General features: G+C 67.8%; 24 protein-coding genes and 8 pseudogenes. 19 read left to right on the top strand and 13 right to left on the bottom strand.

Annotated features, from left to right (window positions below):
- Window positions 1-230 precede the first annotated feature (230 nt).
- The gene (locus ACGFZA_RS40155) at window positions 231-521 is read right to left on the bottom strand and encodes a hypothetical protein (RefSeq protein WP_393685819.1); all 291 of its coding nucleotides are present in this window, start codon (window positions 519-521) and stop codon (window positions 231-233) included.
- 385 nt (window positions 522-906) lie between these two features.
- On the opposite strand from ACGFZA_RS40155, the gene ACGFZA_RS40150 reads away from it, so the two are divergent.
- Window positions 907-1,815 (top strand): aldo/keto reductase, encoded by a 909-nt coding sequence (locus tag ACGFZA_RS40150; RefSeq protein ID WP_393685817.1) that lies wholly within the window; start codon window positions 907-909, stop codon window positions 1,813-1,815.
- Window positions 1,816-1,855: 40 nt separating this feature from the next.
- Here the strand turns inward: ACGFZA_RS40150 and ACGFZA_RS40145 are convergent.
- The 4 genes and pseudogenes from ACGFZA_RS40145 to ACGFZA_RS40130 form a co-directional block, all read right to left on the bottom strand.
- A pseudogene (locus ACGFZA_RS40145) lies at window positions 1,856-2,296 on the bottom strand (transposase family protein); the annotation flags it as partial.
- A 428-nt stretch (window positions 2,297-2,724) separates the two neighbouring features.
- Complete coding sequence (locus ACGFZA_RS40140; protein WP_393685815.1) at window positions 2,725-3,396, bottom strand: hypothetical protein; 672 nt, start codon at window positions 3,394-3,396, stop codon at window positions 2,725-2,727.
- A 97-nt stretch (window positions 3,397-3,493) separates the two neighbouring features.
- A complete protein-coding gene (locus tag ACGFZA_RS40135; RefSeq protein ID WP_393685813.1) occupies window positions 3,494-3,706 on the bottom strand; it encodes a hypothetical protein in 213 nt (70 codons plus the stop codon).
- Between the two features lie 450 nt (window positions 3,707-4,156).
- Window positions 4,157-5,509 carry a tetratricopeptide repeat protein gene (locus ACGFZA_RS40130; RefSeq protein ID WP_393685811.1) on the bottom strand — a complete coding sequence of 451 codons (1,353 nt, stop codon included), beginning with the start codon at window positions 5,507-5,509 and terminating at the stop codon, window positions 4,157-4,159.
- A gap of 328 nt (window positions 5,510-5,837) precedes the next feature.
- On the opposite strand from ACGFZA_RS40130, the gene ACGFZA_RS40125 reads away from it, so the two are divergent.
- Window positions 5,838-6,569 carry a hypothetical protein gene (locus ACGFZA_RS40125; protein WP_393685809.1) on the top strand — a complete coding sequence of 244 codons (732 nt, stop codon included), beginning with the start codon at window positions 5,838-5,840 and terminating at the stop codon, window positions 6,567-6,569.
- Window positions 6,570-7,900: 1,331 nt separating this feature from the next.
- On the opposite strand, the gene ACGFZA_RS40120 is transcribed toward ACGFZA_RS40125, so the two are convergent.
- Window positions 7,901-8,347 (bottom strand): MarR family winged helix-turn-helix transcriptional regulator, encoded by a 447-nt coding sequence (locus tag ACGFZA_RS40120; protein WP_393685807.1) that lies wholly within the window; start codon window positions 8,345-8,347, stop codon window positions 7,901-7,903.
- 92 nt (window positions 8,348-8,439) lie between these two features.
- Between ACGFZA_RS40120 and ACGFZA_RS40115 the strand changes: the two genes are divergently transcribed.
- From ACGFZA_RS40115 to ACGFZA_RS40100, 4 genes and pseudogenes are all read left to right on the top strand, one after another.
- Complete coding sequence (locus ACGFZA_RS40115; RefSeq protein WP_393685805.1) at window positions 8,440-8,790, top strand: hypothetical protein; 351 nt, start codon at window positions 8,440-8,442, stop codon at window positions 8,788-8,790.
- The gene (locus ACGFZA_RS40110) at window positions 8,787-9,116 is read left to right on the top strand and encodes a YrdB family protein (protein WP_385278182.1); all 330 of its coding nucleotides are present in this window, start codon (window positions 8,787-8,789) and stop codon (window positions 9,114-9,116) included. Before ACGFZA_RS40115 ends, ACGFZA_RS40110 begins: the two co-directional genes overlap by 4 nt.
- Window positions 9,117-9,678: 562 nt before the next feature.
- Window positions 9,679-10,370: pseudogene (locus ACGFZA_RS40105) on the top strand (NAD(P)-dependent oxidoreductase); the annotation flags it as partial.
- A 518-nt stretch (window positions 10,371-10,888) separates the two neighbouring features.
- Window positions 10,889-12,076 carry a PQQ-binding-like beta-propeller repeat protein gene (locus ACGFZA_RS40100; protein ID WP_393685803.1) on the top strand — a complete coding sequence of 396 codons (1,188 nt, stop codon included), beginning with the start codon at window positions 10,889-10,891 and terminating at the stop codon, window positions 12,074-12,076.
- Between the two features lie 271 nt (window positions 12,077-12,347).
- Here ACGFZA_RS40100 and ACGFZA_RS40095 read toward each other — a convergent pair.
- Window positions 12,348-12,745: pseudogene (locus ACGFZA_RS40095) on the bottom strand (SAM-dependent methyltransferase); the annotation flags it as partial.
- Between the two features lie 137 nt (window positions 12,746-12,882).
- Here ACGFZA_RS40095 and ACGFZA_RS40090 point away from each other — a divergent pair.
- Window positions 12,883-13,893, top strand: coding sequence for a quinone oxidoreductase family protein (locus ACGFZA_RS40090; RefSeq protein WP_393685801.1), 1,011 nt, complete (start codon window positions 12,883-12,885; stop codon window positions 13,891-13,893).
- A gap of 361 nt (window positions 13,894-14,254) precedes the next feature.
- On the opposite strand, the pseudogene ACGFZA_RS40085 reads toward ACGFZA_RS40090, so the two are convergent.
- A pseudogene (locus ACGFZA_RS40085) lies at window positions 14,255-14,377 on the bottom strand (NADP-dependent oxidoreductase); the annotation flags it as partial.
- A 12-nt stretch (window positions 14,378-14,389) separates the two neighbouring features.
- On the opposite strand from ACGFZA_RS40085, the gene ACGFZA_RS40080 reads away from it, so the two are divergent.
- Entirely contained in the window at window positions 14,390-15,178 is a 789-nt protein-coding gene (locus ACGFZA_RS40080) for a class I SAM-dependent methyltransferase (RefSeq protein ID WP_393685800.1), read from the top strand.
- 295 nt (window positions 15,179-15,473) lie between these two features.
- Here ACGFZA_RS40080 and ACGFZA_RS40075 read toward each other — a convergent pair whose 3' ends face one another.
- Entirely contained in the window at window positions 15,474-15,743 is a 270-nt protein-coding gene (locus ACGFZA_RS40075) for a hypothetical protein (RefSeq protein ID WP_385278194.1), read from the bottom strand.
- A gap of 279 nt (window positions 15,744-16,022) precedes the next feature.
- Here ACGFZA_RS40075 and ACGFZA_RS40070 point away from each other — a divergent pair.
- Window positions 16,023-16,258: pseudogene (locus tag ACGFZA_RS40070) on the top strand (transposase); the annotation flags it as partial.
- 275 nt (window positions 16,259-16,533) lie between these two features.
- On the opposite strand, the pseudogene ACGFZA_RS40065 reads toward ACGFZA_RS40070, so the two are convergent.
- A pseudogene (locus ACGFZA_RS40065) lies at window positions 16,534-16,815 on the bottom strand (hypothetical protein); the annotation flags it as partial.
- Between the two features lie 256 nt (window positions 16,816-17,071).
- On the opposite strand from ACGFZA_RS40065, the gene ACGFZA_RS40060 reads away from it, so the two are divergent.
- The 4 genes and pseudogenes from ACGFZA_RS40060 to ACGFZA_RS40045 form a co-directional block, all read left to right on the top strand.
- Window positions 17,072-17,515, top strand: a complete 444-nt coding sequence (locus tag ACGFZA_RS40060; protein ID WP_385278196.1) for a hypothetical protein — start codon at window positions 17,072-17,074, stop codon at window positions 17,513-17,515.
- A gap of 385 nt (window positions 17,516-17,900) precedes the next feature.
- Entirely contained in the window at window positions 17,901-18,278 is a 378-nt protein-coding gene (locus ACGFZA_RS40055) for a hypothetical protein (protein ID WP_393685797.1), read from the top strand.
- A complete protein-coding gene (locus tag ACGFZA_RS40050) occupies window positions 18,275-18,670 on the top strand; it encodes a hypothetical protein (RefSeq protein ID WP_393685795.1) in 396 nt (131 codons plus the stop codon). The genes ACGFZA_RS40055 and ACGFZA_RS40050 overlap by 4 nt, the downstream gene beginning before the upstream one ends.
- Window positions 18,666-19,029, top strand: a pseudogene (locus tag ACGFZA_RS40045) (GNAT family N-acetyltransferase); the annotation flags it as partial. The gene ACGFZA_RS40050 and the pseudogene ACGFZA_RS40045, both read left to right, overlap by 5 nt.
- Here ACGFZA_RS40045 and ACGFZA_RS40040 read toward each other — a convergent pair.
- Both ACGFZA_RS40040 and ACGFZA_RS40035 read right to left on the bottom strand, forming a co-directional pair.
- On the bottom strand, window positions 18,996-19,646 hold the full coding sequence (locus tag ACGFZA_RS40040; RefSeq protein ID WP_393685793.1) for a DedA family protein: 651 nt from the start codon (window positions 19,644-19,646) through the stop codon (window positions 18,996-18,998). The pseudogene ACGFZA_RS40045 and the gene ACGFZA_RS40040 sit on opposite strands and share 34 nt — an antisense overlap.
- Window positions 19,643-20,383 carry a class I SAM-dependent methyltransferase gene (locus tag ACGFZA_RS40035; RefSeq protein ID WP_393685791.1) on the bottom strand — a complete coding sequence of 247 codons (741 nt, stop codon included), beginning with the start codon at window positions 20,381-20,383 and terminating at the stop codon, window positions 19,643-19,645. The genes ACGFZA_RS40040 and ACGFZA_RS40035 overlap by 4 nt, the downstream gene beginning before the upstream one ends.
- A 131-nt stretch (window positions 20,384-20,514) precedes the next feature.
- Here ACGFZA_RS40035 and ACGFZA_RS40030 point away from each other — a divergent pair, with 131 nt between their 5' ends.
- From ACGFZA_RS40030 to ACGFZA_RS40015, 4 genes and pseudogenes are all read left to right on the top strand, one after another.
- Window positions 20,515-21,261: a sensor histidine kinase gene (locus tag ACGFZA_RS40030; RefSeq protein WP_393685789.1), complete on the top strand. Its 747-nt coding sequence runs from the start codon at window positions 20,515-20,517 to the stop codon at window positions 21,259-21,261.
- A gap of 10 nt (window positions 21,262-21,271) precedes the next feature.
- Window positions 21,272-21,652: a sensor histidine kinase gene (locus ACGFZA_RS40025; RefSeq protein WP_393685787.1), complete on the top strand. Its 381-nt coding sequence runs from the start codon at window positions 21,272-21,274 to the stop codon at window positions 21,650-21,652.
- Window positions 21,649-22,308, top strand: coding sequence for a response regulator (locus ACGFZA_RS40020; RefSeq protein WP_393685785.1), 660 nt, complete (start codon window positions 21,649-21,651; stop codon window positions 22,306-22,308). Before ACGFZA_RS40025 ends, ACGFZA_RS40020 begins: the two co-directional genes overlap by 4 nt.
- 38 nt (window positions 22,309-22,346) lie before the next feature.
- Window positions 22,347-22,462: pseudogene (locus ACGFZA_RS40015) on the top strand (LuxR C-terminal-related transcriptional regulator); the annotation flags it as partial.
- A 178-nt stretch (window positions 22,463-22,640) separates the two neighbouring features.
- Here ACGFZA_RS40015 and ACGFZA_RS40010 read toward each other — a convergent pair.
- Window positions 22,641-22,937, bottom strand: a complete 297-nt coding sequence (locus ACGFZA_RS40010; RefSeq protein ID WP_393685783.1) for a DUF6225 family protein — start codon at window positions 22,935-22,937, stop codon at window positions 22,641-22,643.
- Window positions 22,938-23,068: 131 nt separating this feature from the next.
- On the opposite strand from ACGFZA_RS40010, the gene ACGFZA_RS40005 reads away from it, so the two are divergent.
- Both ACGFZA_RS40005 and ACGFZA_RS40000 read left to right on the top strand, forming a co-directional pair.
- A complete protein-coding gene (locus ACGFZA_RS40005) occupies window positions 23,069-23,284 on the top strand; it encodes a hypothetical protein (RefSeq protein ID WP_393685781.1) in 216 nt (71 codons plus the stop codon).
- Between the two features lie 314 nt (window positions 23,285-23,598).
- Window positions 23,599-24,129: a proline dehydrogenase gene (locus tag ACGFZA_RS40000; protein ID WP_393685779.1), complete on the top strand. Its 531-nt coding sequence runs from the start codon at window positions 23,599-23,601 to the stop codon at window positions 24,127-24,129.
- Window positions 24,130-24,687 lie beyond the last annotated feature (558 nt).

The following is a 24,687-nucleotide window of genomic DNA, read 5'->3' as shown; positions in this document are numbered from 1 at the left end:
CCATTTGAACATACTATGTAGTGCGAACCTACCCATGTTCTCGGGTCACTTCGGCCCGACTCATCACGTCGCACGGGCGGGCGCCTGCCCTCACGGTCGATACCCAAGGCCATGTCGAGGACGCCGATAGCGCCGACGCATCCGTTGCCAAGGGCTCGCTGAGCCGCCCGAACGCAGGCTGACAAGGACACGGCCACATCGATGCCGCCCGCCGGCTTCGCCGTCTGCACCTACCTGGTCGGCTGGAGGGCCGCGAAGCAGGGCGTCTCCATGACGTCCGGGTGCGTCTCCAGGAACACCGGGGTCGGAACCTTGCGGCGGAGTTTGGCGAGGAGCAGCGCACTCGCGTCCACCTGGAGGTGCCGGAGCATCGCCTGGTGATATTCGTCGTAGTCGGGCGTCGATGACGAGGAGGCGAAGAAGTGGTCACCGATGGTGATCGCCGCTGCGAGGTGCTGGGCGGGGCTTGCGCGAGGACAGTGTTCTCGAAGTCGGCCCGCGGGTTCCCAGCGACCGCCCATGGGCGGTATCAGGACACCGCCGGAGCGAACAGAGCGGCACGCAGCAGAACGCCTGCCGATGGCGGGCGGGCCCTGTGGCAGGCGGCCACCCGCACAAGTTGTTCTGATGGAACGAACAAACGCGGGCACGGCCGGTGTGTCCGCCGGGCCGCGCGACCCCGTCGGGCAGCGCCATCCCACGTACTGCTAGAGTGTTGCTCAGCAGGCGAGCCTTCTCGGTGCGGATTCTCATCCGTCGAGGAGGCTTTTTTCATGCCCCGGGTCCTGTCCCGGACCTGGCGAGCTCCTTTCAGTCACTCATCCACCGAGCAGCTTGAAACCGGTGCCACGCGCCGCTTCCTCATGTCCGCTGCGTTCCGATCACTCGTAAGAAGAGAGACATGCCATGACCTCAGAACCCATGACCGAGCCACCGACCGGCACGTGGCAACTCGGCGACCTGACAGTCAATCGCGTCGGGTTCGGAGCGATGCGTCTGACCGGGACCGAGCCCTTCGACCGCGGCGTGCCGCGGGACCGGGGCACGTCGATCGGCGTACTTCGGCGGGCGGTCGAACTGGGCGTGAACCATATCGACACCGCCGCCTTCTACTTCTCCGGGACTCGCTCGGCCAACGAACTGATCAACCGGGCACTCGCGCCGTATCCGAAGGACCTGGTGATCACCACCAAGGTCTGGCCCGGCCGGGATCCTTCCGGAGCGTGGTGGTGGGCGGACCCGGAGCAGTTGAGGGGCCAGGTCGAGGAGAACATCCGCCAACTGGGCCGTGATCACCTGGATGTAGTGAATCTGCGGGTACCACCGAGCCGGCGGAACAAGTCGATCAGCGAGCACTTCGGTGCGCTGGCAGAACTGCGCGACGCAGGCCTGATCCGCCACCTCGGCATCTCCAATGTGACGTCCGAGCAACTGCACGAGGCCCAAGCCATCGCCCCGGTCGTCTGCGTGCAAAACCCGTACGGGATCGGCGCGGCGGCCAAGGACCGGGAAGTGCTGCGACTCTGCGGCGACCGGGGTCTGGCCTTCGTCCCGTTCTTCGCGATCGCCGGCTCCGGCCGCGAGGCGGGGCCCGTTCCCGGTGTCAGCGAAGAGGTCCACGCCGTCGCCCGCGCACACGGCGCATCCCCTGCACAGATCCGGCTGGCCTGGACCCTGCAGCAGGGACCTCATGTACTGGCGATCCCCGGGACCGGAGATTCGCACCACCTCCAACAGAACGTGGCGGCGGGAGCCATTCACCTGTCCGTCCAGGAGATGGCACGTCTCACCGCGCTGAGCCCGCCTGACGCGTAACAGCTCGTTGTCCACAGGCCGATCAGCTGTGCCTGCCACCCGGCTGGCCGACCACGACGACCAGCCGGGTGTCGGCGCCGATGACGACCTGATGGTTGGTGGAGTGCCGGCAGTTCTTCGACTGCCCGGGCGATGGTGTGGTCGGGGATGGAGACCAGGGTGCGGTCCACGATGAGCACGGTGCCCTTGGCGAACCGCTTACGGGGCTGGAGAGAGCGAGCATCGGTCCGAGGTGGTCGGTGATCCGGTCCGCCGCCGCCTTCGACACCCCGGACAACGGAGCGAGCTGGCGCATGGTGAGGTTGGTGCGCCAGTATGCCGCGACCAGCAGGGTCCGGTCCTCCAGAGGCAGGGTCCACGGTCGGCCCTTGCGGACCGCGTCCGCACCCTAACGCCGTAGAGCCGCCACCAATTTGCCGAACCGTCACGGGCTCAGCCCAGTGAACGGAGGCCATCCAGAGTGCTCCGACGCGGTGATCACACGAGGCGCAGATAGACCATCGCATCTGAAATCGGCAGCTTTGGAGGTCAGCCGGGTTTCAGAGCTCCCACCAGAGGTCGATGTTCGGGTCGACTCGCTCGCGCAGACAGCTTGAGTGCGAGTAGGCCTTCTGCCGCGTATGACCGCCTCGTTCCGCATAGACGGCGCCAAGCGTGAGCGCGGTCGCTGCCCTGTCCTGATCTAGATCGATGATCTGAAAGCAGAAGCAGCAGATGGGATTCGGGTCCAACGATGTCCTCCTGTACGACCAAGGCTACGGCGCCACCATTGCAGCCAGCAGACCCTGTGTCGAACAGGCCGCAGCTGTAGCGGGACATCCCTTCAGGAGAACGATCAAGGTTCGGGCCTCCAGCCCAGGTGGCCCGCCGGTCAGACGCCGGCGAGACTCCGGATCACTCCTGATGTCTTCAGCTGGTGCTGTCCTCGACGCCTCCTCGCAGGCCCCACTCATCCAGGCCGGAATAGATCAACGCGGTGCGGCCCCGGGGAAAGGAGAGGGCCTCGGCCTCACCTGTATAGACCGCCACCAGGGAGTCGGCTCCTCGCCACCAGGTGTCGGCCAGGCCCATCACTTCGTGCACCGGCTCGAATCCGTCCAGCACGATGCCATCGACATCGTCGCCGGTGACCTTGATGATCTGCTTGGCCCAGATAGACGCGTGGTGGGTCAGTGCGAGCGACTCCACCCAGCCCTCGACGGTGGCGTGGAGCGGCACCCACCGACCTGCGTGAATGCCGAACTCGCCAGAAGGCCCGATCATGAACGAGTACGGGACTGCAGTCCGCTGCATCCCGGCCTCGAACCACCAGCCTTCGGATTCAGAGCCCTCAGGGGAGTCCGCTTCGAGATACCTCGGGCCGCCGTCGTACTTGGATGCGGGTGGCAGGACCAGACCGCCCCAGCGCTCTTCATAAGCCGCCATCCGGTCAATGACCGCCGCCGGGATGTCTCGCTCAAGCCACCACTGCCTGTAGTCCTCGACGTGCATGACATCGACTTTGACACCGTCCGCTTGGACGAACGATCGAGCTCGCCGAGTCAGACCGTCGGGCACATCGTTGAAGAGGTTGAGATTCACCAGAAGGACGCTACCCACCAGCCCCAGAAGCAGCAGGCCCGCCCCCTGTCCATCTTGCAGTACCGCGTCCCGGTCGAGCTGAGGGCATTGCCGACTGTCACTGGGCTGGGCGGCGGTGGAGGGGCTGGGCGAGCGGCGTGGGGGTCGAGGGGATGGTGGAGCGCAGCGACCGCATGCCGTGAACGAGCTCGGCGAGTTCGGCGTAGGCCGCGTCCGCCGTCCTCCTGCTGTTCGGCCAGCACCTCGCACGGGTCGCGGCCCTGCCAGCCGCTTCCCTGCGCACGGTGGACTGCCAGAGGGTGCTTCTCATGGGCCACACCCCGATCCGTCTGCCCGAAGCCCTCGCCAGCCTCCTGGCCGAACTCGCGGACCAACCCCCGCCCTCCGACTGGGCCGCGAACTCACCCCACCGATCGCTCTTCCCCGGCCTCCGGCCCAGCCAGCACGTCTCCGATACCGCTCTCGCCCGGCGCCTGGCCGCCCACCACATCCCCATCCAGCCAGCCCGCACAACCGCGCTGGTCCAACTCGCCCAGGATCTTCCACCCGCAGTTCTCGCCCCCCCTACTGGGCCTCCACATCGTTACCGCCCAGCAGCGGCGCCAACGCGCCGCCACCGACTGGAGCGCCTACCTCGAAGCCCGTCGAACCGGAACCCACCCAGCCGAATAGCAACGGCGCAGGTCAACCCCTAGGCGATGGGCACGCCGGTCTCCAGGTGACGGGCCGCGATCCCAACAGGCCCGGACCGGGCGGGGCCTCAGAAAGGTGGATCTTCCAACGATGAGTTTGTCGTCGGAATAGCGGGCGTGTGGGGGCGGGGCTGTTGAAGGACGGCCAGGGCTTCGTCGATACGGCCGAGGTCGATGAGGTAACCGGCCAGGTCGTGGCTGTTCCTGCGGTCATGTTGCTGAAGGACGGCGATGGCTTCCTCGGTGCGCCCGGCGTCGGCGAGAAGCCGAGCAATGTGTTCCGCCGCGTACCAAGTGGTGCCTTCGGGGTGGTCTCGGGCCCGTTCAACCGCCTCATCGACCCCGCTGCAGGCGGCAATCAGCGGCAGCCGCATCCAAAACAGCTCCCACTCAACCTCGCCCCCGCGGGTGGCGGCGAGGGCGTCGAGGTGGGCCAGACCGTCGGAGGGACGGCCCTGGTCAAGGCATAGTTCGGACAGGGTGTGGAGAATCCAGTCGTCGCCGTGGTGGGCGTCGGCCTGGGCGCGCATCACGGCGATTGCCTCGTCGCCCCGGCCGTGCCGGGCCAGGAGCTGCGCGAGCTTGTAAGCCGAGTTCGGGTCCCAGGCCGCGGGTCCGTCGGTCTGCCCGTATGCAGCGATCGCGCCCTCAACGTCACCACGCTCCTCCAGGAGCTCTGCCAGCCGCTGTACGGCCTCCTCATGTCCCTCGGTCGCCGCGTAAGCGCGCAGTTCCTCGATCCGGCCGTGCCGGGCCAACAGGTCGGCCAGCTGATCGCGGCAGTTGACCGAGGTAATCTGCCGGCGCCTGAGCAGAGCAATGGCCTCGTCGATGTGGCCCTGGCGCTCGCGAATCGTCGCGAGTAGGCCGATCGCGGTGTCGGGGTCGAGGCCGCAGCACCACGGACCGTCGCAGCAGTGGTCGGCCCGTATCCGGGCGGCGAGCAGCGCGGCGGCCTCCTCGTCTCGGCCAGCGACGGCGGCCACGTCGACCAGGACGGTGGCGAGCGCCCAGTCATCAGCGTGCGGCAGCAGGATGGTGAACGCCTCCGCGGCGCGGCCGTGCCGGGCAAGCAGCCGCGTGTAGGCCTCCATCGCCATCGGATGCCCGACAGCCATCCGGGCCCGGACGGTCTCGATCGCTTCCTCGCTCCGGCCCCAGCCTTCCAGCAGCTCGGCGGTCGCTACCACGGCCGTCCACCAGCCCGTAGTGGTGTACGGGGCGAGTACCTCCAGTGCGTCGGCCTGACGGCCCCGCTCGCCCAGCCGCCGCGCCCACACAAGCGCGCAGAACCACTCCCCGCGTCCGGCCTGCAACTCCACCACGTCGAGGTGGCCGCGTTCGAGCAGCCGAGAGACCAGCTCGGGCGGGATACAGCCGGACCGCGTCCGGGCCCGGTAGTCAAGATCAGTAGCGTCCACGGCTACGCACCATAGCGGCGTCCTCTGACATCCGCCGATACCACTGGCAGTTTCGAATACAGCGCAGTTGGAATGGCGCTCCCCGCCAGTCGGTGCATCGAACTGGGATGCCGAGCAGTACGAGCAGTACGCCAACGGCCTCGGGGTTGAGCGGTCGCTGGTCACTGTCACAGCGGCCAACGACCGGTCCAAGGCTGGCCGCGGCCTCCCCCAGTGGCTACCACCGGCCCCCTCAGCCCAGTGCACGTACGGCGCCTACTGAGTGGGGACGAAACTGCGCTGGTCCCTCAGGTCAGCGAAGTCAGCACGGTGTCGTAGGGTCCACGGCATGATCACGCGTCCCACAGGACAGGCGGATGGGCCGTACGACGCCGCCTTCCTGCCGCGCCGGCGGATAGTCCTTCGGGCGCCCGGGCGACCGATCACTGATCCAGTGGCGAAGCTCGGCGGAGAGCCTGTCTGGCTCTCCGAACCCACGTGGCCCGTGGACCCGCGCACCAAGGTCCCCTTGGTGTTCATCGGTCAGTTCCCCATCCTCGGCGATGAGCTCCGTCTGGCCTACCTCTTTCTCCACGAAGAAGACATCTGTATGGGTGGGATGGACCCGGAGGCCGGAGACGGCGTCCTGCTGGTTCAGCCCGGAGGCCGTATCCCCTCCTTCGCAGTCCTCGGGCCGCCCGGAGCGCGCGGTCGGACGCTCTGGCGCTGGGGGCCCGACGAATCGGAGCTCCCAGTCGAGTGGCACGTCGATCTCCAACTGGTATCACCAGAGGTCGACCGTTCGATTGATGAGCACGCAGCCTGGGAGCGGAGTATGCGTGGCGACGGTCCTGACGTCGATCTTCCCGGCGGGGAGGACCTGCATGACTACCTCGGTGGTGCCGCCTCCTACCCCAACTGTTACGCGCGGCTCGAATCCCCTTGGCAGTTCCTCTTCAAGATCAGCGACGGCGGCCAAGCCGAGGGCGACCCGTACTTCCTCAACTTCGGCTACGGCTACGGATTCGCCTTCGTCAGCCCTGATCACCGCAAAGGACGTTTCTTCTGGGAAAGCTCATAGTCGCCGAGCCGGCTCGGCTGCGTACTCGTTCCTGCTGGCTCCTGCCGACCAGAACTGACCGCTGGCGATGCTGATCCCCAGGAGCCGATAGAGGTCGGCAGCAGGTATCTGCGCGGAGAGAGGGAGTAGAGCTGCCTTCCGGCCTACTCCAGGTGGAAGGCCGGTCGTTCGAAGCCGGGCGCCGAGGCGGCGCGCGATCAACGGTCGTGCCGGCCGCTGGCCCGGAAGGAGCCAGGGAGCATCGTGCTCGTTGCCGACAGCCGGATGGTCCCGGCACTGGTCTACGAGATGGAGAACAAGGCTGTCGAGGGGCTCGGGTAGCTCAAAGGGAAGCTGTTGGAACCTCAGGGCGACGCCCAGCGCGTTCTGGATCACGTGTGCGGTGGTGAGCTGGCAGATCATGGGGGCCTTCTGGGCATGGAGCAGGACCAGCAGGCCGGCGCCCCGGGCCTTGAGCTCGACCGAACCGTCGTTCAGTAGGCGTCGCACGATGGTCCATCGCTCGTCGATATCGAGCGGAGGTACTGACAGCCGGTTGGCGATGTCGTGACGCCAAGGCCGCGCGATCGTTGGACAACGCGAACTCAACCGGCCCCGGGGACGTCATGGCTGATCCCCCGCGGCCGTGATGTGTCGGACGCTCGGTCAGGGCGTGAGGTCGTCCGGGTCGGTGAGCCAGGTGGCGACGCCGGCGTCGGTCATCCTGAACGCCCGCGACTGACCGCAGCCCGGCCTGCGACCTCCTTGCTCGCTCAGGACCGTATGTCGTCCTGTGCACCTCAGCGTCCAGCCCGTCGACCATCCTCAAGGACGACCAGTACGTCCGCTACGACCTGCCAGCCGACCGCACCGACACTGACTACCCCAAGCCCATCCAAGGCAACTGGCTCTTCTTCGGCCAACGGGCTGCCCCGCGACTGATCTTGGAGCTTGTCGGCCTGGAGGCTCGGCCGGTGGGGTATTCAGCAGGCCGTCGCGCGGACGCGTACGAGTTCGGTGCCCGCCTTGCGGCGAGTGGGTCTGCGGGCGACGCGCGGGCCCCAGCACATCCTCGGCGAACATGCCTGTTCCCGGGGTGTCATAGCTCTGAGCGGCCCGGTCATCCCCCATCTCACTTTGAAGCATAGGCCGCGACGATTGACCACCTTCCGGGGAACGTCAACGCGCTTTCTCCACAGTCGAGATGAGGTCGAGCCACCGGGGGCTCCTACTCGACTCAAGGGTGGGCCGATCGACGAGCGGAGCCACGACAGCAGCATCCCGTCCCAGCCGCCGCGGCCGCCGGTCCGTCCCAGGCCCCATGGGTACTCGGCTCCGCACGAAGCCGACCGCTATCCGGGCAGGCCGGACCGGGCCGCCAATACGGCGAGGGCCTCGCGCAGGGCTGCGGCCGGTGCGTCGCCGAGACCGGCGGTCAACTCCTCGTCCAGGGTGTGCGCGACCCCCGTGCAGGCAGCCAGCAGTTCAAGGCCGCGGTCGGTGAGGGTCAATACCTGACGGCGGCGGTCACCAGCGTCCCGCTCACGACCTACCGCCCCCAACTCCTCAAGGTGATCGGCCAGTCCGACCACCAGGCTGGGCGTCACTCTCATCGCACGGGCGATCTCTTGTTGAGAGGCCGCGGCGCCACTGGCCAGCAGAGCGAGCAGCCCGGCGTGCTTGGGCCGGAGCCCGTGGACGGCGATCCCTTCGGCGAACCGGTCGGCGGTGATGGCGCCGAGCGTGCCGAGCCGGAAGGCCACGGTGTCGGTGAGCTTTTCCTGCTTGACATCCTTCACACCCCACATCGTATCATCGATTAATCATTCACTGACTTAATGATTCACGAGGTGACAGAATGCGGCGCGCGCTGCTCGTTCTCAATACGGTCATGGCTGTGGGCTCGGCCGTCTCGGCCCTGATCGGAGTGCTGCACCCCACGTTCGTGCTCTCGGCGGACACCGAGCCCAACGCCGGGCTTCAGATGTACGCCCAGGCGTACGCAGTCCGTGCCGTTCCCCTGGCCGTAGCGCTCGTGCACCTGCTCCGACGGGAACACCGCACCCTCGTCCCGGTACTGGCGGTGGCCGGCGCCGCACAGCTGGGCGATCTCTATATCGGCATCGACCAGGGAGTCACAGGGATGGCCGTCGGCGCAACGCTCGCGGCGGCCACCCACCTCGGCACCGCCTGGTGGCTGATCCGCCGCACCGTCACACCCGCCCTCGGGAGCGCGGTGTGAAATCGCTCAACCTGCTGATCATCTTCCTGTCGGAACTGGCCGTCATCGGATCAGTCGCCACCTGGGGCTTCACGCTCGGCACGGGATGGGCGCTGCGACTGGTCGCCGGCATCGGCGGCCCTGCCCTCATGATCGCGCTGTGGTCGATGTTCGGCGCGCCCGACGCCTCCCACAAGATGCGCGGCGCGACACGGGTGGTCTTCGAGACCGGCTGGTTCGGAGTGGGCGCCGTTGCCCTGGCGCTGGCCGGTTACACCGCCCCGGCTCTCGCCCTGGCCGTCGTCATCACACTCAGCAAATGCCTCGCGGTGACCTGGCACCAGTAGGAGGGCACCCGACTCCGGACGAACGCAGAGGACCGCCCAACACGGGGCCAGACTTCCACCGACAGACCCCCATTTCGTCGAAGCCCACTGCATTTCAAGTTCGGGCGTGAGGGCGCCCCTCAGACGCGCGTCAGGCCGTGCCCTCATGCCCACCCAACAGACCGTCAACCGCGTGCTGTCCGCGGCACGGGCTTCGGTCGGGCATGGTGTCGCACGGTTGAAGTCGTGGCCGGTCTTCCGCAAGTCCCGGTGCAGCCCGTATCGAATGCCGTCAATCGCCGCGTCCGTCCTCAACCCGAAGCGGCAACGCGTAACCCAAGGCACCGATCTATCGCGAGGGGAGTCCGGCGAGATCCAGGCTGTAGTCCGATGCTTGGCTGCAGCGCGGTCCTGGGATCGGCGGCAGGTTCGGGCTGAGGCGGTTCGGCGGAACCGTGGGCGTCAGCCGCCTCCGCCGCTGGTGTTGTCCGGACCGAGGTCGTGCTCCCGGCTCCGTTTCGCGCCGGATCCCCAATGCTCGTAGCAGATGAGCCCCGCCTCGATGAGCAAGACGATCCCCGTAGTCGCGGCGAACACCCTAGTCGTGGCCTGCCTGTTGACGACGCCTCGGTCACCGAGGTGCTGGCCGGCGCCGACCTGGCCGACAGGGACCTGGTCAACTTGACCACCAGCACCCCCGCCCAGGCCCGCACCCGTGCCGAGTGGGCCCGTAAGCGCGGCGCCCGCTACCTGGACGGCGGGCTCGTGACCGTCCCGCCGATGATCGGCGCCCCCGAGGCCGGTGGCTACGTCTTCTACAGCGGCTCACGGGAGCTGTTCGAGCGGCACCAGCAGACCCTGGTCGTCCCCGCCGGCACCACCTACGCCGGCGAGGACGCGGGCTTCGCGGCCCCTGCACGACGTGGCCCTGCTCAGCGCCATGTACGGGATGTTCGCCAGGGCCGGCCACGCCTTCGCCCTGATCCGCAAGGAAGACATCGCCCCCGCGGCGCCTGCCCCGCTGCTCACCGACTGGCTCGTCGCGATGGCCCCAGCGGCTCGCCGGACCGCCGACCAGCTACGCAGCGGCGACTACACCAAGGGCGTCGTCTCCAACCTCGCCATGCAGGTGGCCGACCTTCATGAGCACCGCCGAGCAGCAGGGCGTCAGCCCGGAACTGCTCGCCCCCTACTTCGAGCTGATGCGCCGCCGTCTGGCCGAGGGCAGGGGCAGAGGAAGACCTGACGGGCGTGATCGACCTGCTGGTGCACTGACCGGCCACGTGCCACCACAGAAGCTCTCGTGCTGGTCACAGTCCTCAACGTGACTCTGTGTCCAGCACTTTCACAACGCACCCCAGCGGCGTCCCTCCGACAGCACGTTGTCCGGGAAAGCGGCGCTCTCCTTGGCCCATCTGGCCAGATGCGCGCCCAGGGCTCGGTGGAACCGGTCCAACGCGTCCTCTACGGACCGTCCGTGAATGGGAGGCGCTGCGCCCCTACCCGTCAGTCAGCTCATGGCGCGTCCACTCGCCCGAGGCAGGCCCGGTCGAGCTTGAGGTCGGCATCAGTGCCGGCGGCGGCAGCGGCTGCACGCCGGCGAGTGAGGCTTCGGGTCCCGCGCGCCGAGCAAGAGTGGAGGGCAGCCATGGCTCTTCGCAACTACTGCAAAATAAATGGTGGTTGAGACGAGTTGGAGGATCATGGGTGCTTGAACGCGGCCACCAGTCCCCGGGGGCCGGTCCGCCCTGAGTGCATCGCCATGGCGATGCCGAATGATGAGGGATGTCCGAGTGAAGCTTCGAAGAACCATCACCGTTCTGTTCGGTGCCGCGTTATCGGTTGCCGCGCTCGTGTCGCCGGTTGGCGCGCAGTCGGCGCCTGCCGGAGTCTCGACCACATACCAGATCAACGCCCGGCACGACGGCAGCCTCGTCGACCCCGCTGTGGGCGCGCCGCCGCTCAATCAGAAGTGGTCCCGCGACCTGGGCGGGAAAGTCTCCTACCCCGTCGTGGCCGGCGGGCGCGTCTTCGCCACCGCCGCTTCGCCGAACGGGTACGGCACCACTCTCTACGCCATTGACGCAGCCACGGGCGAGAACGCCTGGAACCCCGTCGACCTCGGTGGCACCTATTGGTGGTCCGCGCTCGCCTACGGGGGAGGCCGACTCTTCGCCCAGAACTACGACGGAGTGCTGACGGCGTTCAACCCGGCCACCGGGAAGGAGATCTGGACCGTCAAGCTGCCCGACCAGTACTCCTTCACCTCTCCGCCCACCTTCGCCGGCGGCGTGGTGTACACGGGCGGCGCCGGTTCGGGCGGCACCTTGTACGCGGTGGACGCTGCCACTGGTGCGGTGATGTGGACCCAGCCCGTTGCAAATGGGGACAACAGCTCACCCGCCGTCACGGCCAACGGCGTCTACGTCTCGTACGCATGTGAGCAGACATACGCCTTTGACCCCAAGTCGGGCGCCCCGATCTGGCACCACCAGACGGACTGCTCCGGCGGAGGGGGGCGCACCCCCGTTCTCGCCGACGGCGGTGTCTGGGTTCGCGACGATGCCGGGATGACTCCCTCGGTCCTCAATACCGCAGACGGGGAGGTCCGCGGGACCTACGAGGCCAACGGCTGGTCACCCGCGCCCGCCTTCGACGGCCGCCAAGGCTACTTCGTCGACGGCGGCATCCTCCAGGAGCGGCACAGCCGCACCCTGGCCACTCGCTGGAAGTTCGAGGGCGACGGCCAGATCAGCACAGCGCCGATCGTGGTCAACGGCTACGTCTACGTCGGCTCCCGGAGCGGTCAACTGTGGGCGCTCAACGGCGCCACCGGTCAGTCCGTCTGGTCCACCGATGTCGGCGCGCCGATCGACGAGCCCGACGAGCACAACGTGTCCCAGCCGCTGACCGGTCTCGGTGCGGGCGGCGGGCTCGTGGTCGTGCCTGCTACCGATCTGCTGGTCGCGTACGGGCAGTGAGTAGTGGGGGGTGGTGGCCGGGCCCGGCCACCACCCCCTGGCCCGGCCACCATGGGCCTGACGGTGACCTGGGCGTGACCACCGGTCAGCACGGCGAAGTACAACAACACTGCTTACCGGCCGAGTGTTGGACGCCATCGACCTGGTGAAGCGGTATCTGGACCAGCCCTCGCCAAGGAGGAAGGCGTTCTGCGACGAGTCGGAGAGGATTCCGCCGGCCGGGTGAGTGAGCGAGGAGTGGCGAGCGTGTAGCGCACCTTGTCCGACCGTGGGCGTATCCGTACAGCAAGCCCGACGAGGTGAGCAGATCCCGCCCGGCCGGTTCTGGGGCGGCAGCTCGGGCGGTACGGCCCGGAAGGAGCAGGCGGCCACCATCCGGTCGAACGATGCGTCGGGCCGGTACCCGTACAGACCGTCCGTCACCGCCGGCGTCGGCGTGGAGCCCAGCTCGTACAGCGCGCTCGCCGCCGTCTCCGGGCGGCAGCCGTCGACCTCTATGGACGTGATGTCGCAGGAGCCGAAGCGTTCGCAGGCGAGCGATGTCGAGTAGCCGGTCCCGGTGCCGATCTCCAGCGCCGTGTGCCCCTCCTGCACGTCGGCGTCCGGCCCCATACGCAGCACGGGAGAGGGCAGCGTGGACGACGAGGTCGGCGTCCGCCCAGGCCGTGCCGTGCTTGCGTACGGGCCGGGTGGGGACGTTGAGGGCCTTGGCGAGCTCGGGCACCGGGGCGGCGGGCTGGTCTGTCTGCCGGGAATCGGATCCCCACCAACGGGGTTGTTGGGGATGAGCCGATCATTGGAGAGTAATGCGAGCAATTCAGGTGTACGAAGTGGGCGGTCCCGAGGTGCTGCAGGAGGCCGAGGTGGACCAGCCGCGGCCGGGGCCGGGCGAGGCGGTCGTGGAGGTCGCCGCATCCGGGGTCAACTTCCTCGACGTCTACCACCGCGAGGGCCGGTACAGCCTCCCGCTGCCCTTCACCCCGGGCTCTGAGGGCGCCGGCACGGTCGTCGAAGTGGGACCCGGCGTCGTTGACGTCGCAGTCGGGGACCGGGTCGGTTGGGTGGAGATTCCCGGCACGTATGCCGAGCGGGCCGTCGTGGACTCTTCCCGGCTGGTGCCGCTGCCCGACGATATCGGCTTCGAGACAGCCGCTGCCGTGCTCCTCCAAGGCATGACCGCGCACTATCTCATCAAGGACGCCTACCCGGTTCAGGGAGGCGACACGGTGCTCGTGCATGCGGCTGCCGGTGGCATGGGGCTGCTTCTGACCCAGCTCATCACCCATCTCGGCGGCAGGGTGATCGGCACGACGTCGACCACGGCGAAGGCCGAGCTGGCGAAGCGTGCCGGGGCTGCCGAGGTGATCCTTTCCTCCGCAGTCGACGATCTCGCAGCCGAGGTGGAGCGGCTCAACGGCGGTCAGGGACTACCGGTTGTCTTCGACGGCGTCGGCGCGCACACCTTCGATGCGAGCCTCGCCAGCCTGCGACCCCGCGGCCATCTCGTGCTCTTCGGCGCGGCAAGTGGTGCCGTGCCGCCGTTCGATCCGATTCGGCTCGCCCACGGCGGTTCGCTGACCCTGATCCGGCCCAGCCTCGGGGACTTCATCGCCGATCGGTCCGAACTGCTCCGACGGGCCGCCGATGTGTTCGGGTGGGTACGCTCCAAGGCGCTTGAGGTCACCGTAACGGGCCGCTACGCACTGTCCGAGGCCGCCCAGGCCCACAGCGATCTGGAGGCTCGGCGTACCACCGGCAAGCTGCTCGTCGTACCCGATGCGGCCGCCGTTGGACGCCGCGAGGAGACGCAGAGCTGATCGCGGGTGACGAGGTCGGGGATCTTGGAGACTGAGATGTCGAGGGCATCGCCGACCGTCATCGCCCAGGTCCCCGACAGCGTCAGGCACTCAGCAGGCCAGGATCAAGTTCCGGCGGGTTTCTGGCGTATCCGGGTCACTCCTCTTCTTCGTACGTGTCGAAGCGGCGCCGGGCTGCTCGGCGTGCCCGCCAGGCAGCCGGGCGCCGCCCTTCATGCGGTGGTGGCTGGCGAACATCAGACCACTGCGCATGCGGCAGCACGCGTATGGATACGGGTGGCTCGATCTCCCGGCCCCGTTGACCTACCCGTCGCCGGGCGAGGACTGCCTGCTTCCGCCCCCGATAACGATCTGGAAGGGCAACAAGGCTCACGCCCGCCGCCCCCACTGCGATGCGTACCTGCCCTGGGCCCGCGTGGGGCTCCTCGGCGACGACGCAGCGCAGCAGCCGGCCGCAGCCAGGAACCGATCTGCTGCAGCGCACGTCTCCCGCACCATGATCTCAAGCGAGCGCCAAGAGCACGCGATTTCCACCAGGCTGGTCTCGCCGTCCGCGGTGGGTGTGGATCCGTCGAAGACCAGCGACTACAACGGTTTCGCCGAGGCGTATGCCGCCGCGAATGAAACCAACCTGGTCAATGCCTACTACGAGAGGCCCGCGATGCTGGCCCTCGCTGGAGACGTGGTCGGCCGGCGGATCCTCGATGCCGGCTGCGGCTCGGGGGCCTTGTTTGCCGCGCTGTGCGACCGTGGCGCCCTTGTGAGTGGCTTCGACACGAGTACGGGGATGCTGGAGCTGGCTCGGCAGCGGCTCGGCGACGGTGCGGACCTGCAGATGGCGGACCTGGGCAGCCCGCTTCCTTACGCTGATGACACGTTCGATGATGTAGCGGCGTCCCTGGTGCTGCACTACCTGGAGGACTGGGGGCCGGCGCTGGCCGAGCTGCGACGCGTACTCAGGCCCGGCGGTCGGCTGATCGCGTCTGTCGACCATCCCTTTGCCGTCAACCTCATCCACCGCGAGGCCGGTTGCGAGGCCGAGTGCAACTACTTCGACACCACCAAATGGACCGTAGAGTGGACCGTGGGCGGCCAGACCGCCCTGGTGAGCAGATGGCACAGGCCGCTGCACGCGATGATCGAGGCTTTCATCGGGGCCGGTTTCCGGGTAACGGTCATCAGCGAGCCGGATCCGGATCCAGCCGCCCGTGAGATGTTCCCTGAGGCCATCGCGGACGCGCCGCGCTTCCTGTGCTTCCTGTTCTTCGTCCTGCAGGCCGAGTAGCAACCAGAACGGCCTGACCGCTGGGAAGCGGTCAGCTGTTCTCGTCGTCGGCCTCTTCTCGTCGGTGCTCGGGCCGCGACAGCGTCGTCGACCGGCGAGGCGGCCACTGGCGGGACGAAAGCCCGCGCGGCGTCGTCCAACTCGCCGTCCCACCGGACATGCCGGCTGACTGCGACGCGACCTCGGGTTGCTCATGGACCAGTCCTGGCAGAGGGGTTGGATCGCCGTTGCCGCCGTGTCATAGGGTCGGGGAGGGCAGCAAATGACTTCAGACCTCCTGAGCTCCAACGGGCTGTCACACCTCGTTGAAGCCACGCGCCCAGTCGTAGATGTCCAGATCAATGATGATCACGAAGTAGCTCGTCACAACGTAATTGATCATCACGTGGTCCTCCCGCACTTCGCGCGTCACCGTGTCATTGGTGAAGGCGAGATGGCTGTCGGCACCTTCAGGGTCGGAGACAATCCTGTCCACGAGACGCAGGAACGTCTCCCGGTCTGTGGCCGGCATGTAGTGGTCCCGAAACCGGGCAACCTGCTCTGTGAACCGCACCTGTCTCTTCATTGGGGAGATTGTATGGAAGCGACGAGAGTACGTACCCCGTCGGCTGCCACCCCCACCTCCCGGATGCGGCGCATCCCCGTCGACTACAGCCGGCCAGCCACCCGCCCCGCCACGCGCCTCGACATGCACCGGCGCCGGCGGAGGCGGCGTGTCCGAACCGTGCCCACCGGGAATTACCTGTGACCCCCTCCCTGTCCGCCCGTTAGGACGCGTATCCAGTCGCGATCAATCGGCGGGACTCGCCCGCATCGCGGAGCCTGATGAGGTAGACCGTTTTGGGTGACGCGTGCGCAACTGATCAACGAGGAGTGGGAGCTCATCGGGTCGCGCTTGCCGGTTGGCGTGTACGGTCCGTATCCCGAGCGGCTGCGGCAGCAGTTCGAGGGTGTGATTGGGCGGTTCAAGACCGGCGGGAGATGCCGCAGGAGTTCGGTGCCTGGTCGACCGTTTCCAACTGCTTCCGTCAGTGGCGTGACGCCGGCGTGTTCGAGGACCTGTTGGAGAGCCTAAGGGCTCGTCAAATGTCACGCCCGCATCAGCAGGGTGTCTTCGGACCGCCCGCGGGCGGTCCGAAGCGCCTTGTGCCCGGCGACTCGCATAGGGCTTGTCTGGAGCCGCGGTGTGCGACGGCTCTTCCGATGCCCGCCCGCGGGCTGGTGTCTTGTGACGGTAGGTCGAGCATGCAAGCGTCACCCATCGGGCTGCGACGTCCTACATGCCGCTGACCTGGCTTGATGCCCTGATGGAGAAGTGTTTTCCATGGGTGTCCACGCCACGATCAAACGTCGCCGACGAGCATCTCGCCAGCGAGCCGGATCTTCGCCCGGTGCAGATCGTCGAGTCGCTCCTTCAGCGCCTTGGCCTCGACAGGATCGCACCACAGTGCGTGCGGCGACTTCAAGTCACAGCTCGGTTCGACGACAATCCTTCCGGCTTTGGTCGCGCAGGTCGGCCTCGTGCATCGCGGCCATGAAGTGGGTGGAGCCGCAGATCGCGATGTTACGCGGGAGGCACAGCAGCTGCGTCGCGCGGTGAGCTTCTCCTCGGGAATGAGCAGTTGCGGGTCGGGCACCGGTTGCTCCCGGCGCTGTGGTCCAAACCGCGTTCGTCGTGCCGGGCGGATGACGACGATACGGCAGGGAATCAATTGTTCCGCATGAGCAGGTCTGATCATCTCCATTGACACCTGTGACGTAAGTGACAAGGTGGCCGATGATCATGACCCGGCAACCTCCCTGCGCCAGCGTCGCGTTGATCGGCAGGACAACCAGATCGGGGCTATGCGCCGGGTCCAACCGCGCTACCGAAGAAGACAAGAAGGCACTCGTATGACCAAGTTCCGCGTATCGGCCTTTCTGGGGTCGGCCGCCGCTCTCGTGATGCTGGCCGCATCTCCCGCAGTCGCGGCGGACGGAAACCAAGCGGCCACGGACTACAACGGCCCCTCCGGCTTCCCGACCTGGAAGTGCTCATCTGCCAACGTGGTCGCCAGCGACGGCTGCTTCACCTGGGACGGCGACTGGTTCCGGATCAAGGACGTCAAGGAGGACGGCCACTCCGCGGCCCTGCGGTGGCGGATGTACCTGCTCGACGGCTCGCTGTACCGCTCCGGCACGGTCTGGAACACCTCGGGCTACATCACCACGCGCTACCTCAACAAGAACTTCTACGAGTACGGAACGCTGAAGTTCGAGGCCTGTGGTGGCGAGTGGGGCACCAAGAAGATCATCGAATCCACATGCAGCAATCTGGTGGTGGTGGACCTCGGCTGACGCGTAGGTTGGCGCCCTGCACCGCGCGGATGGGCCGCATCCCCGCGGCACGTGCGGCATGGGGTGCTGCGGGTACGGAGAACCGCCACCGGCGCCCCGTACCCGCGCCGGCGACGCGCACCGCCCGCAGCGGTCCGGCCGAGCATGCGCAGAGCCAGGCCAGGTAAGGAGGAGGGGCGGTTGCTGTGCCGAGGGGGACGCAGCGGCGCTGGTCAGCGATGCCACCACGGCTTGAGCGGGCGTGAGCGCGTGGGACGCGGCGCGAACGGCCGAACGCCACCCCCGATCCGCCACGTTCCGACTCTGCCTCGGCGCCGACGTGTGCCGGAATCCGGCTGGGGTCGCGAGGGTTTTCAGGGCGCCGGGCAATACCGATGATGACGGAATGGTCATCAGCGAACGTCTCCGCTGGGACGCGGCGGACAAGGGGATGCGGACCGTTCCGCGGTTGCGGCGTACAGCGGTGACGGCCGGCTGTGCCGGCCTGTTCGTCCTGGTGCTGTGGGCGAATGCCGACGCCGCGTGGGCGGCCGGCGCGGCTGCCGCCTACGTGCTCGCTGAGATCGCGTATCAGGTGTGGGACCGACGGCTCCTGGCCGAGGCGACGATCGTCGTCGGCGACCGATGGCCGCGCCAAACTCCGCCTGCGGCAGGCTGGCGGACGGATGACCGAACACGACCCCGACCAGGCCCGGGTGCTCATCATCCACGACAACGTCATCGAACACGGTTGCGGGAGCCTGGTGAGATCCTGCATGGATGAACGCTCTTGGCGACGCACACCTGCGCACTTGGACGCTGCGCTTCATGGCCCTTCTGGCCGCCGATACCCCGGATCAGCTTGTCTGGCTGGGCGGGCGCGAACTGCAAACGAAGGACGTCGTCGAAGAACTGGAGCTGCTCTGCCGCGCCTCCGAAGGACTCGCCGATCGCGGCGCTTTCGCGCCCGGCGACCTGCGCGACCTTCGGGCCATCGGCCGTCGGCTCGGCGAGATCGACGCCCCCTCCCGCGCCGGCCTCTGGGGCAACGCGCTGGCCGCAGATCCGGTGTGGGACGACATACGCTCTCTCGCCCGCCAGGTCCTCCTCACGACGCTGAACGACTGGCGTCAGCCACTGCCACGCCCCGTCCTCCCGCTCACGGACGACCATTGAACCCGTCCAGACCGCCTCTCAGACGACTCAACACGAATGGCGAGGCGACTTCGACAACGCCTCCCTCAACGCTCTGCACGTCGACGGCTTCGGTCACCCGGTCACTCAGACCGACTGGCAAGAGCGACTTGAGCGCCACAGCCTCGGCTGGATCCGTGTACGGGAAGACGGCTCTCTGATCGGCTTCGTCAACGTGGTCTGGGACGGTGGAGCTCATGCATTCACCCTGGACACGCAGTCGCGAAGCATCACCAGTCGAGTGGAGTCGGAGCCGCGCTCGTCGCGACTGCGGCCGAAGAGGCCGTGCCGCGAGGTGCGAGTGGCTTCACGTCGACTTCGAGGAGCACCTGCGTCCCTTCTCGGCATCGGGGCCGGCGGGGCGAGTTCGCCTGCGGCGGCGGATCTTGGCCGCGGTCAGGATCGTGGCGGCAGCCAGGCCGGCTGTGATGGCGAGTACAGGGCCGCCGAGGGCGTTGACGCGCTGAACGGATGTGGCCGCAGCGTATCCGGCACCGGCTTCGGCGCCGGACCACAAGGGCGCGGCAAGCAGGCTGTAGGGGGCGATGCGGCGGTAGGGCATCCGGGTGACGCCTGCCAGGTGCGGGGCCAGGGTGCGTACGACGGGGACGAACCGCGTGAGGAGGACGGCTTGGCCGCCGCGTCGTGTCATGAGGGCATCGGCGCACTGCCAGGCGGCCTTGGGGATGCGGTGGCCGAGACGGCCGGTGCGCAGACGGCTGCCCAGCAAGTGTCCGGTGCGGTGGCCGACAGCGTCACCGGCGACGGCCGCGCACGAGGCGGTGGTGATGACCAGGATCAGGTTCAGCTCGCCGGTGCGAGCCAGTGCACCGGCGGTCAGCAGCAGGGTCAGGGTGGGAACGAACGCACCGATCAGCAGCAAGGACTCGCCAAGCACCGCGGCGGCCAGGATTCCGTAGGCGGTCAGCGCGGGAACCTGACCGATCAGCGTGTTCACCGGCTCGCGCCGCCCATGAGGGTCAGCGGTTTCGCGGGGGCTGCGGAGGTGGCTGGGTGGGCAGGTCGGCGCAGCTGCCAGACCCTTGCCGGGGGCAGGTTGCCCCACACGCTCCAGCGGCCGATGGCGTACCGGCGTTGGTAGCCCGTCAGGACGTCTTCGACGGCGCGGTGGCGGCGGGCTTCGGCGGGGAAGGCGGTCAGGGCGCGGGCGTAGCGGGTGCCGCGGTAGGCGAAGTAGGTGAGCGTGCCGCCGGGCTCCAGCAGTTCCAGGTACCGGTTCATGATCGTTTCGACCTGGGTGGGGGTGAAGTTGGTGAAGGGCAGGCCGGAGACGATCACGTCGTAGTGGCGGTCGGTCTCGAACTGCTCGACGAGGGCGTGGTGGACCCGGACCCGCTCCTGCTCGTCGCCCAGGTGCGGATGGGAACGGACGAGTCGGCGCAGCTGGGCCGCGAAGCGGGGGTTGGCCTCGACGATGTCGAGCCGGCCGCCCGGGGCGAGCCGACGGATGAGGGTGCGGGTGACCGATCCGGTTCCCGCTCCCACCTCCAGGACGTTCAGAGGCTGCGAGCCGTGTTCGTCCACCGGGTCGGTGAGCAGGCGGGCCAGGGCTTTGCTGCTGGGGGTGATGGCGCCGGTGGTGCGCAAGCTTCGTGCTGCTTCGATGAGGAACATCCAGCCCTCGGCGTTGCGCTGCTCGAGGACACGATCGTGTGAGGTGGTCCAGTCGTCCATGACTTCGACGCTACGAATCGCCCTTCCTCTATGAATCCTCCCTTGTGCGGCGCTCTTCCCCTACGAAAGTAGGGGGTTCCGGTGGCTGGTCGGCGGCTGGCGGGTGAAGCCCGGCTGCCTAGGGTGGCGGGGTGAACAGGAACAGCGTGATGCGGTGGCCTACGTGGGCCGATGTGGTGATGGTCCTCCTGGTGACCGCGTCATCGATGCGGGATGCCGCCATTTCGTCCGGTCAGGGTCTGAGCGAGCCGTCGGTGGCCGCCGCCGCAGTCGCGGGCTTGTCGCTGGCCGGACGGCGGCGCCGGCCTCTGGCGGTGACCGCTGTGACGGTGGCCGCTGCAGGGCTGTGGGGCCCGGTGCTGCCGCTGCTGGTCGCCCTGTTCCATCTCGCCTCGCGCGGCCGAACGTGGCTGGCTGTCGCGGGCGCCGCTGTCGCACTGATCACCAACGCTCTGGTGGATCCCGCGCTGAGCCTGCTGACTCCCCGCTCCTACGGACCTGCCCTTCTGCTGGCGCTGGCAGTCACCCTCGGCCTGTGGGCAGGAAGTCGCCGCCGCCTGGTCGGGGCCCTGGCCGGGCAGGTCGAGCACCTGCGCATCGAGCGGAAACTGCGCGAGCAGGCCGCGCGCGACGCAGAGCGGACGGCGATCGCCGCGGAAATGCACGACGTGCTCGCCCACCGCCTCAGCCTGATCGCCCTGCACACTGGCGTCCTGACCGCCAAAAAGGATCCCCTGCCCGCCCAGGTCACCGAGCGCCTCACCCTGCTGCGCAACGCCTCCGCCGACGCCCTGACCGACCTGCGTGACGTCCTGGGTGCCCTGCGCAGCGCCCCCACCTCCCCCCTCAGCCGACCGGCTCGTACCGGTCCTGCTTGATGCCGCGGAGGTGATCAAGCAGGCGCGGACCGCCGGACAGCACATCGAGACCGCCATCTACGGCAAGCCGGAACAGGCCCCCGCCGCGCACCGGCTCGCCGTCCTGCGACTGGTGCAGGAAGCCCTGACGAACGCCCGCAAGCACGCCCCCGACGCACCCGTCCGCGTCCGTATCGACTACGGCCCACCCGCCACTCTCGTCGAGGTCACCAACCCTCCCGGCAGCCCCGCCGCTCCGGCGGTTCCCTCCGGGTTCGGCCTGGTGGGCCTGCGCGAACGCGTCGAAGCACTCGGCGGCCACCTGAACGCCGGCCCAGGCGGCGCCGGGACCTGGCGACTGGCCGCCCGCATCCCCCACCCCAACACCGAACAGAACGGCTCCCGCACGTGATTCGCACCATGGTCGTCGACGACGACGCCCTCGTACGCCTCGGACTGACCGACCTTCTCGACAGCGACGACGAGATCGAAGTCGTCGCCCAGGCCGCCGACGGACTGGCAGCCATCGAGAGGGCCACCGCCCACCACATCGACGTCGCCCTCGTCGACGTCCGCATGCCCCGTATGGACGGCATCACCGCCACCTCACGGCTGCGCGCCCTGCCCCATCCGCCGAAAGTCATCACGCTGACCACCTTCGACCTCGACGAATACGTCTACAACGCCCTCGCCGCAGGAGCTGACGGCTTCCTGCTCAAGGACACCGACCCAGCCGAGATCCTGCGCGCCGTCCACCTCGTCGCCGCAGGCTCCGCCATGATCCACCCCAGCGCGGCTCGCCGCCTCATCGACCGCTACCACCACACCAACCACCCACAGGCCGCCGCCGCACGCGATCTCGTCGAGCCTCTCACGCCCCGCGAGAAGGACGTCCTGGCCCTGCTCGCCAAGGGCGACACCAACGCCGACATTGCCCACAGGCTAAGGGTTGTCCCGCAATTCCTGGTGGATCAGCGCGCGGCGTCAGATGCGGTACATCGCAAGGCGGAGGGACGCCCGCATACTGGATGTATTCGGGCGTTCCGACAACGCGACGAGGTGCCGTAGCTGTCGTCGTGCGCCCGCCAGGAATTGCGGGACAACCCTTAGGCATGCGCGAAAGCACCGTCAAAGCACACGTCAGCCGCATCCTGACCGCCCTGAACGTCACCAACCGCGTACAGCCGCACTCCTGGCACGCGATGCCGGCCTCACACGCTGACACGCCCGGCGCCCCACTCAGCTGACCAGGCGCACAAGAAACGCCTCTTCGGCTTCACAGATACCCGAGGCGCCCGCCGCTGCGTCATCGGGAGGAACGAGCACGCCCAGGACGAGCGCCTACGCGGGGTGGTCGCCGGGCGAACGTCGCCTGAGCTGCAACTCCATGCTCCGGTGGATCAGTCCGCAGACCCCGGCTCGACAGGACGGACGTACCACTCCGAAGAGAAGTCTGCTTGCAGGACCACTTCATCCTGCCTGAGTTGGTCAGCGTCATGAAGTACAACTCCGCTGACCACAAAGTGGCTGATACCCGAGTCGACCGACTCGCGCATTTCACCCGACCTGGGACGCAGCGGAACGTCGACCCGCACTGGAGCCTCAGCAGGCAGTCCGTCGAGGGCTTCGCGCAGTCCCCCCACCGTCAGCTCCACGGTCTCGTGCCGGTAGCGCTCCATCTGCTCATCATCAGCCACGCCGCACAGGATAGAGGCACTGTCCTTCATCACCAGCCCCGACCGCCTTGCTCCCCTCGCCCCGCGAGCAGGGCGAACGTTGTCTGATGCGGCACTATGGTTGCTGCCCACTGAACTCAAGGGGTTTCGCCTTGGGCATTCTTCCCGACGTCGCCGAACTGCTCGATCTCGTACCAGCAGACTTCGCAGGCGGCGAGCAGATCGACTGGGCTGCTGCCGAAGTCGCGCCAGGAGCCAGGCTGCCGGGTGACTGCAAGGCTCTGCCGGACACGTACGGGTGGGCGATCTCGGAGATCTCACCCTTCTCCCCCATTCCCGAGGGACGTGCCCGGATAGGAAGCGTGTAACATGGCAGGCCTGGCAGACGGCCTGCGCGGGCTACTCACGGAGCAAGGTGGGGCGCCTCAGGTTCTGAGCTGCGGTCAGCCGGCTTCGTTGCCACCCCGCCGCGGCCCCGCCGGCAGCCGCAGTTCTCCGTGAGCCGTCTTCCCATCCGGCACGGTCGTGGCACGGGGAACTTCTGATCCGTAGCTCTGTGCGGAGCAGTCAGTGAAGGGCAAACAGGCCGTGCGTGGGCCTCGTAGGGGCACTGCTGGGTGTGCTCGATTGCTGAAGTTGCTGTAGCTCGGTGCGGAACCGATGGCATCGGCAGAATTGGGCCATGGATGCTGGACTGACTGCACTGCTGGGCGCCGTTGTGGGATCACTCGCCACCCTCGGCTCCGCGATGGTCACCGGGCGCGTGGCTGCGCGCTCGCAGTTCGCTCAATGGCGCCGACAACACCGCCGGGACGCCTACGCGAACTACCTGGCCGCGGTGTACGACCGTGATGCCGCCCTGGACGTGGTACGCGACGCGCTGCAGGCAGACCGCCCGAACCTGCGGGACATTGACGAGAACATGGAGCGGTACTTTGTCCACGCTCGCGACGTTCACCGGGCTGCCGAGATCGTCATCCTCGAAGGTCCGTCATCCGTGGTGCAGGCGCTTTATCGCGCGGTGCATGCGGCCGACGATTTGGCTGAGGTCATGGGGCGAATGGTGCGTGATGCGCATGCGGGTGACCCAACCCGCAAGGCTGCGGACTTCGCACTCGCTGCCCAACGGGAGCACCTGTTGTACCAGGCGGTCAAGGGTCTCCGCGCAGCGGCATCGGACATCCTCGGCGACCGACGGATGCGCGTCTCGTAGCCGTCTGGCCGAAGGAACCTTGAACGAGGTGCCCTGACCGCCAGCGGTCTCGAAAACCGTCGTGGCGAGAGTCACCGTGGTTCGATTCCCACACCCCACCACGCAGGTCGAGGGCCTTTGACCAGGAACATCGGCCAGGGGGCCGTTCGCGTGTGCATGCTGCCCGTTCGTGACCGTGAGTCGCCGTGAGTGGTCGGCCAATAAGGCAGACCGCAGGCACGCCGGGTCGTCGGTCTCGCGGTCTTCCTGGGTACGAGGGAGGGCCGTTGAGATCGACCACATGTCAGCAAGCAAGCCGAACCGTAGGTCAGACCGTCCCATGGCTGCGGCAAAGCGGTTCGCCGCCAGTTGGTCCCCGCGAGGATCAGGCGCCCAGGGCAGCGGGCAGGGCGCCGGGGCGGTGTGCGGCGCTCGCGGCGGGAGCGAGGTAGAACGCGCGCACAGCTACCGGTTGGATCTTCCCGGAGGTGGACGCCACTGGGAACATCGAGGCAGACCGGCCCCACAGCCAATTCCCAGTCCCAAGGCTGGTGCCGATTCCGGCTCCGAGTACGTTGC

It is taken from the genome of Streptomyces sp. NPDC048211, from assembly GCF_043202315.1.
GTDB lineage: Bacteria > Actinomycetota > Actinomycetes > Streptomycetales > Streptomycetaceae > Streptomyces.
This window is presented reverse-complemented; position numbering and strand designations above follow the sequence as displayed.

Excerpts from the sequence above, each read along its gene's own strand:
- ACGFZA_RS40155 (WP_393685819.1), bottom strand. The coding sequence starts at position 521 with ATGGGCGGTCGCTGGGAACCCGCGGGCCGACTTCGAGAACACTGTCCT.
- ACGFZA_RS40115 (WP_393685805.1), top strand. The coding sequence starts at position 8,440 with ATGGCTGTGGGCTCGGCCGTCTCGGCCCTGATCGGAGTGCTGCACCCC.
- ACGFZA_RS40150 (WP_393685817.1), top strand. The coding sequence starts at position 907 with ATGACCTCAGAACCCATGACCGAGCCACCGACCGGCACGTGGCAACTC.
- ACGFZA_RS40080 (WP_393685800.1), top strand. The coding sequence starts at position 14,390 with ATGATCTCAAGCGAGCGCCAAGAGCACGCGATTTCCACCAGGCTGGTC.
- ACGFZA_RS40090 (WP_393685801.1), top strand. The coding sequence starts at position 12,883 with ATGCGAGCAATTCAGGTGTACGAAGTGGGCGGTCCCGAGGTGCTGCAG.
- ACGFZA_RS40125 (WP_393685809.1), top strand. The coding sequence starts at position 5,838 with ATGATCACGCGTCCCACAGGACAGGCGGATGGGCCGTACGACGCCGCC.
- ACGFZA_RS40050 (WP_393685795.1), top strand. The coding sequence starts at position 18,275 with ATGAACGCTCTTGGCGACGCACACCTGCGCACTTGGACGCTGCGCTTC.
- ACGFZA_RS40060 (WP_385278196.1), top strand. The coding sequence starts at position 17,072 with ATGACCAAGTTCCGCGTATCGGCCTTTCTGGGGTCGGCCGCCGCTCTC.
- ACGFZA_RS40135 (WP_393685813.1), bottom strand. The coding sequence starts at position 3,706 with ATGAGAAGCACCCTCTGGCAGTCCACCGTGCGCAGGGAAGCGGCTGGC.
- ACGFZA_RS40055 (WP_393685797.1), top strand. The coding sequence starts at position 17,901 with ATGGTCATCAGCGAACGTCTCCGCTGGGACGCGGCGGACAAGGGGATG.
- ACGFZA_RS40075 (WP_385278194.1), bottom strand. The coding sequence starts at position 15,743 with ATGAAGAGACAGGTGCGGTTCACAGAGCAGGTTGCCCGGTTTCGGGAC.
- ACGFZA_RS40000 (WP_393685779.1), top strand. The coding sequence starts at position 23,599 with ATGGATGCTGGACTGACTGCACTGCTGGGCGCCGTTGTGGGATCACTC.
- ACGFZA_RS40035 (WP_393685791.1), bottom strand. The coding sequence starts at position 20,383 with ATGGACGACTGGACCACCTCACACGATCGTGTCCTCGAGCAGCGCAAC.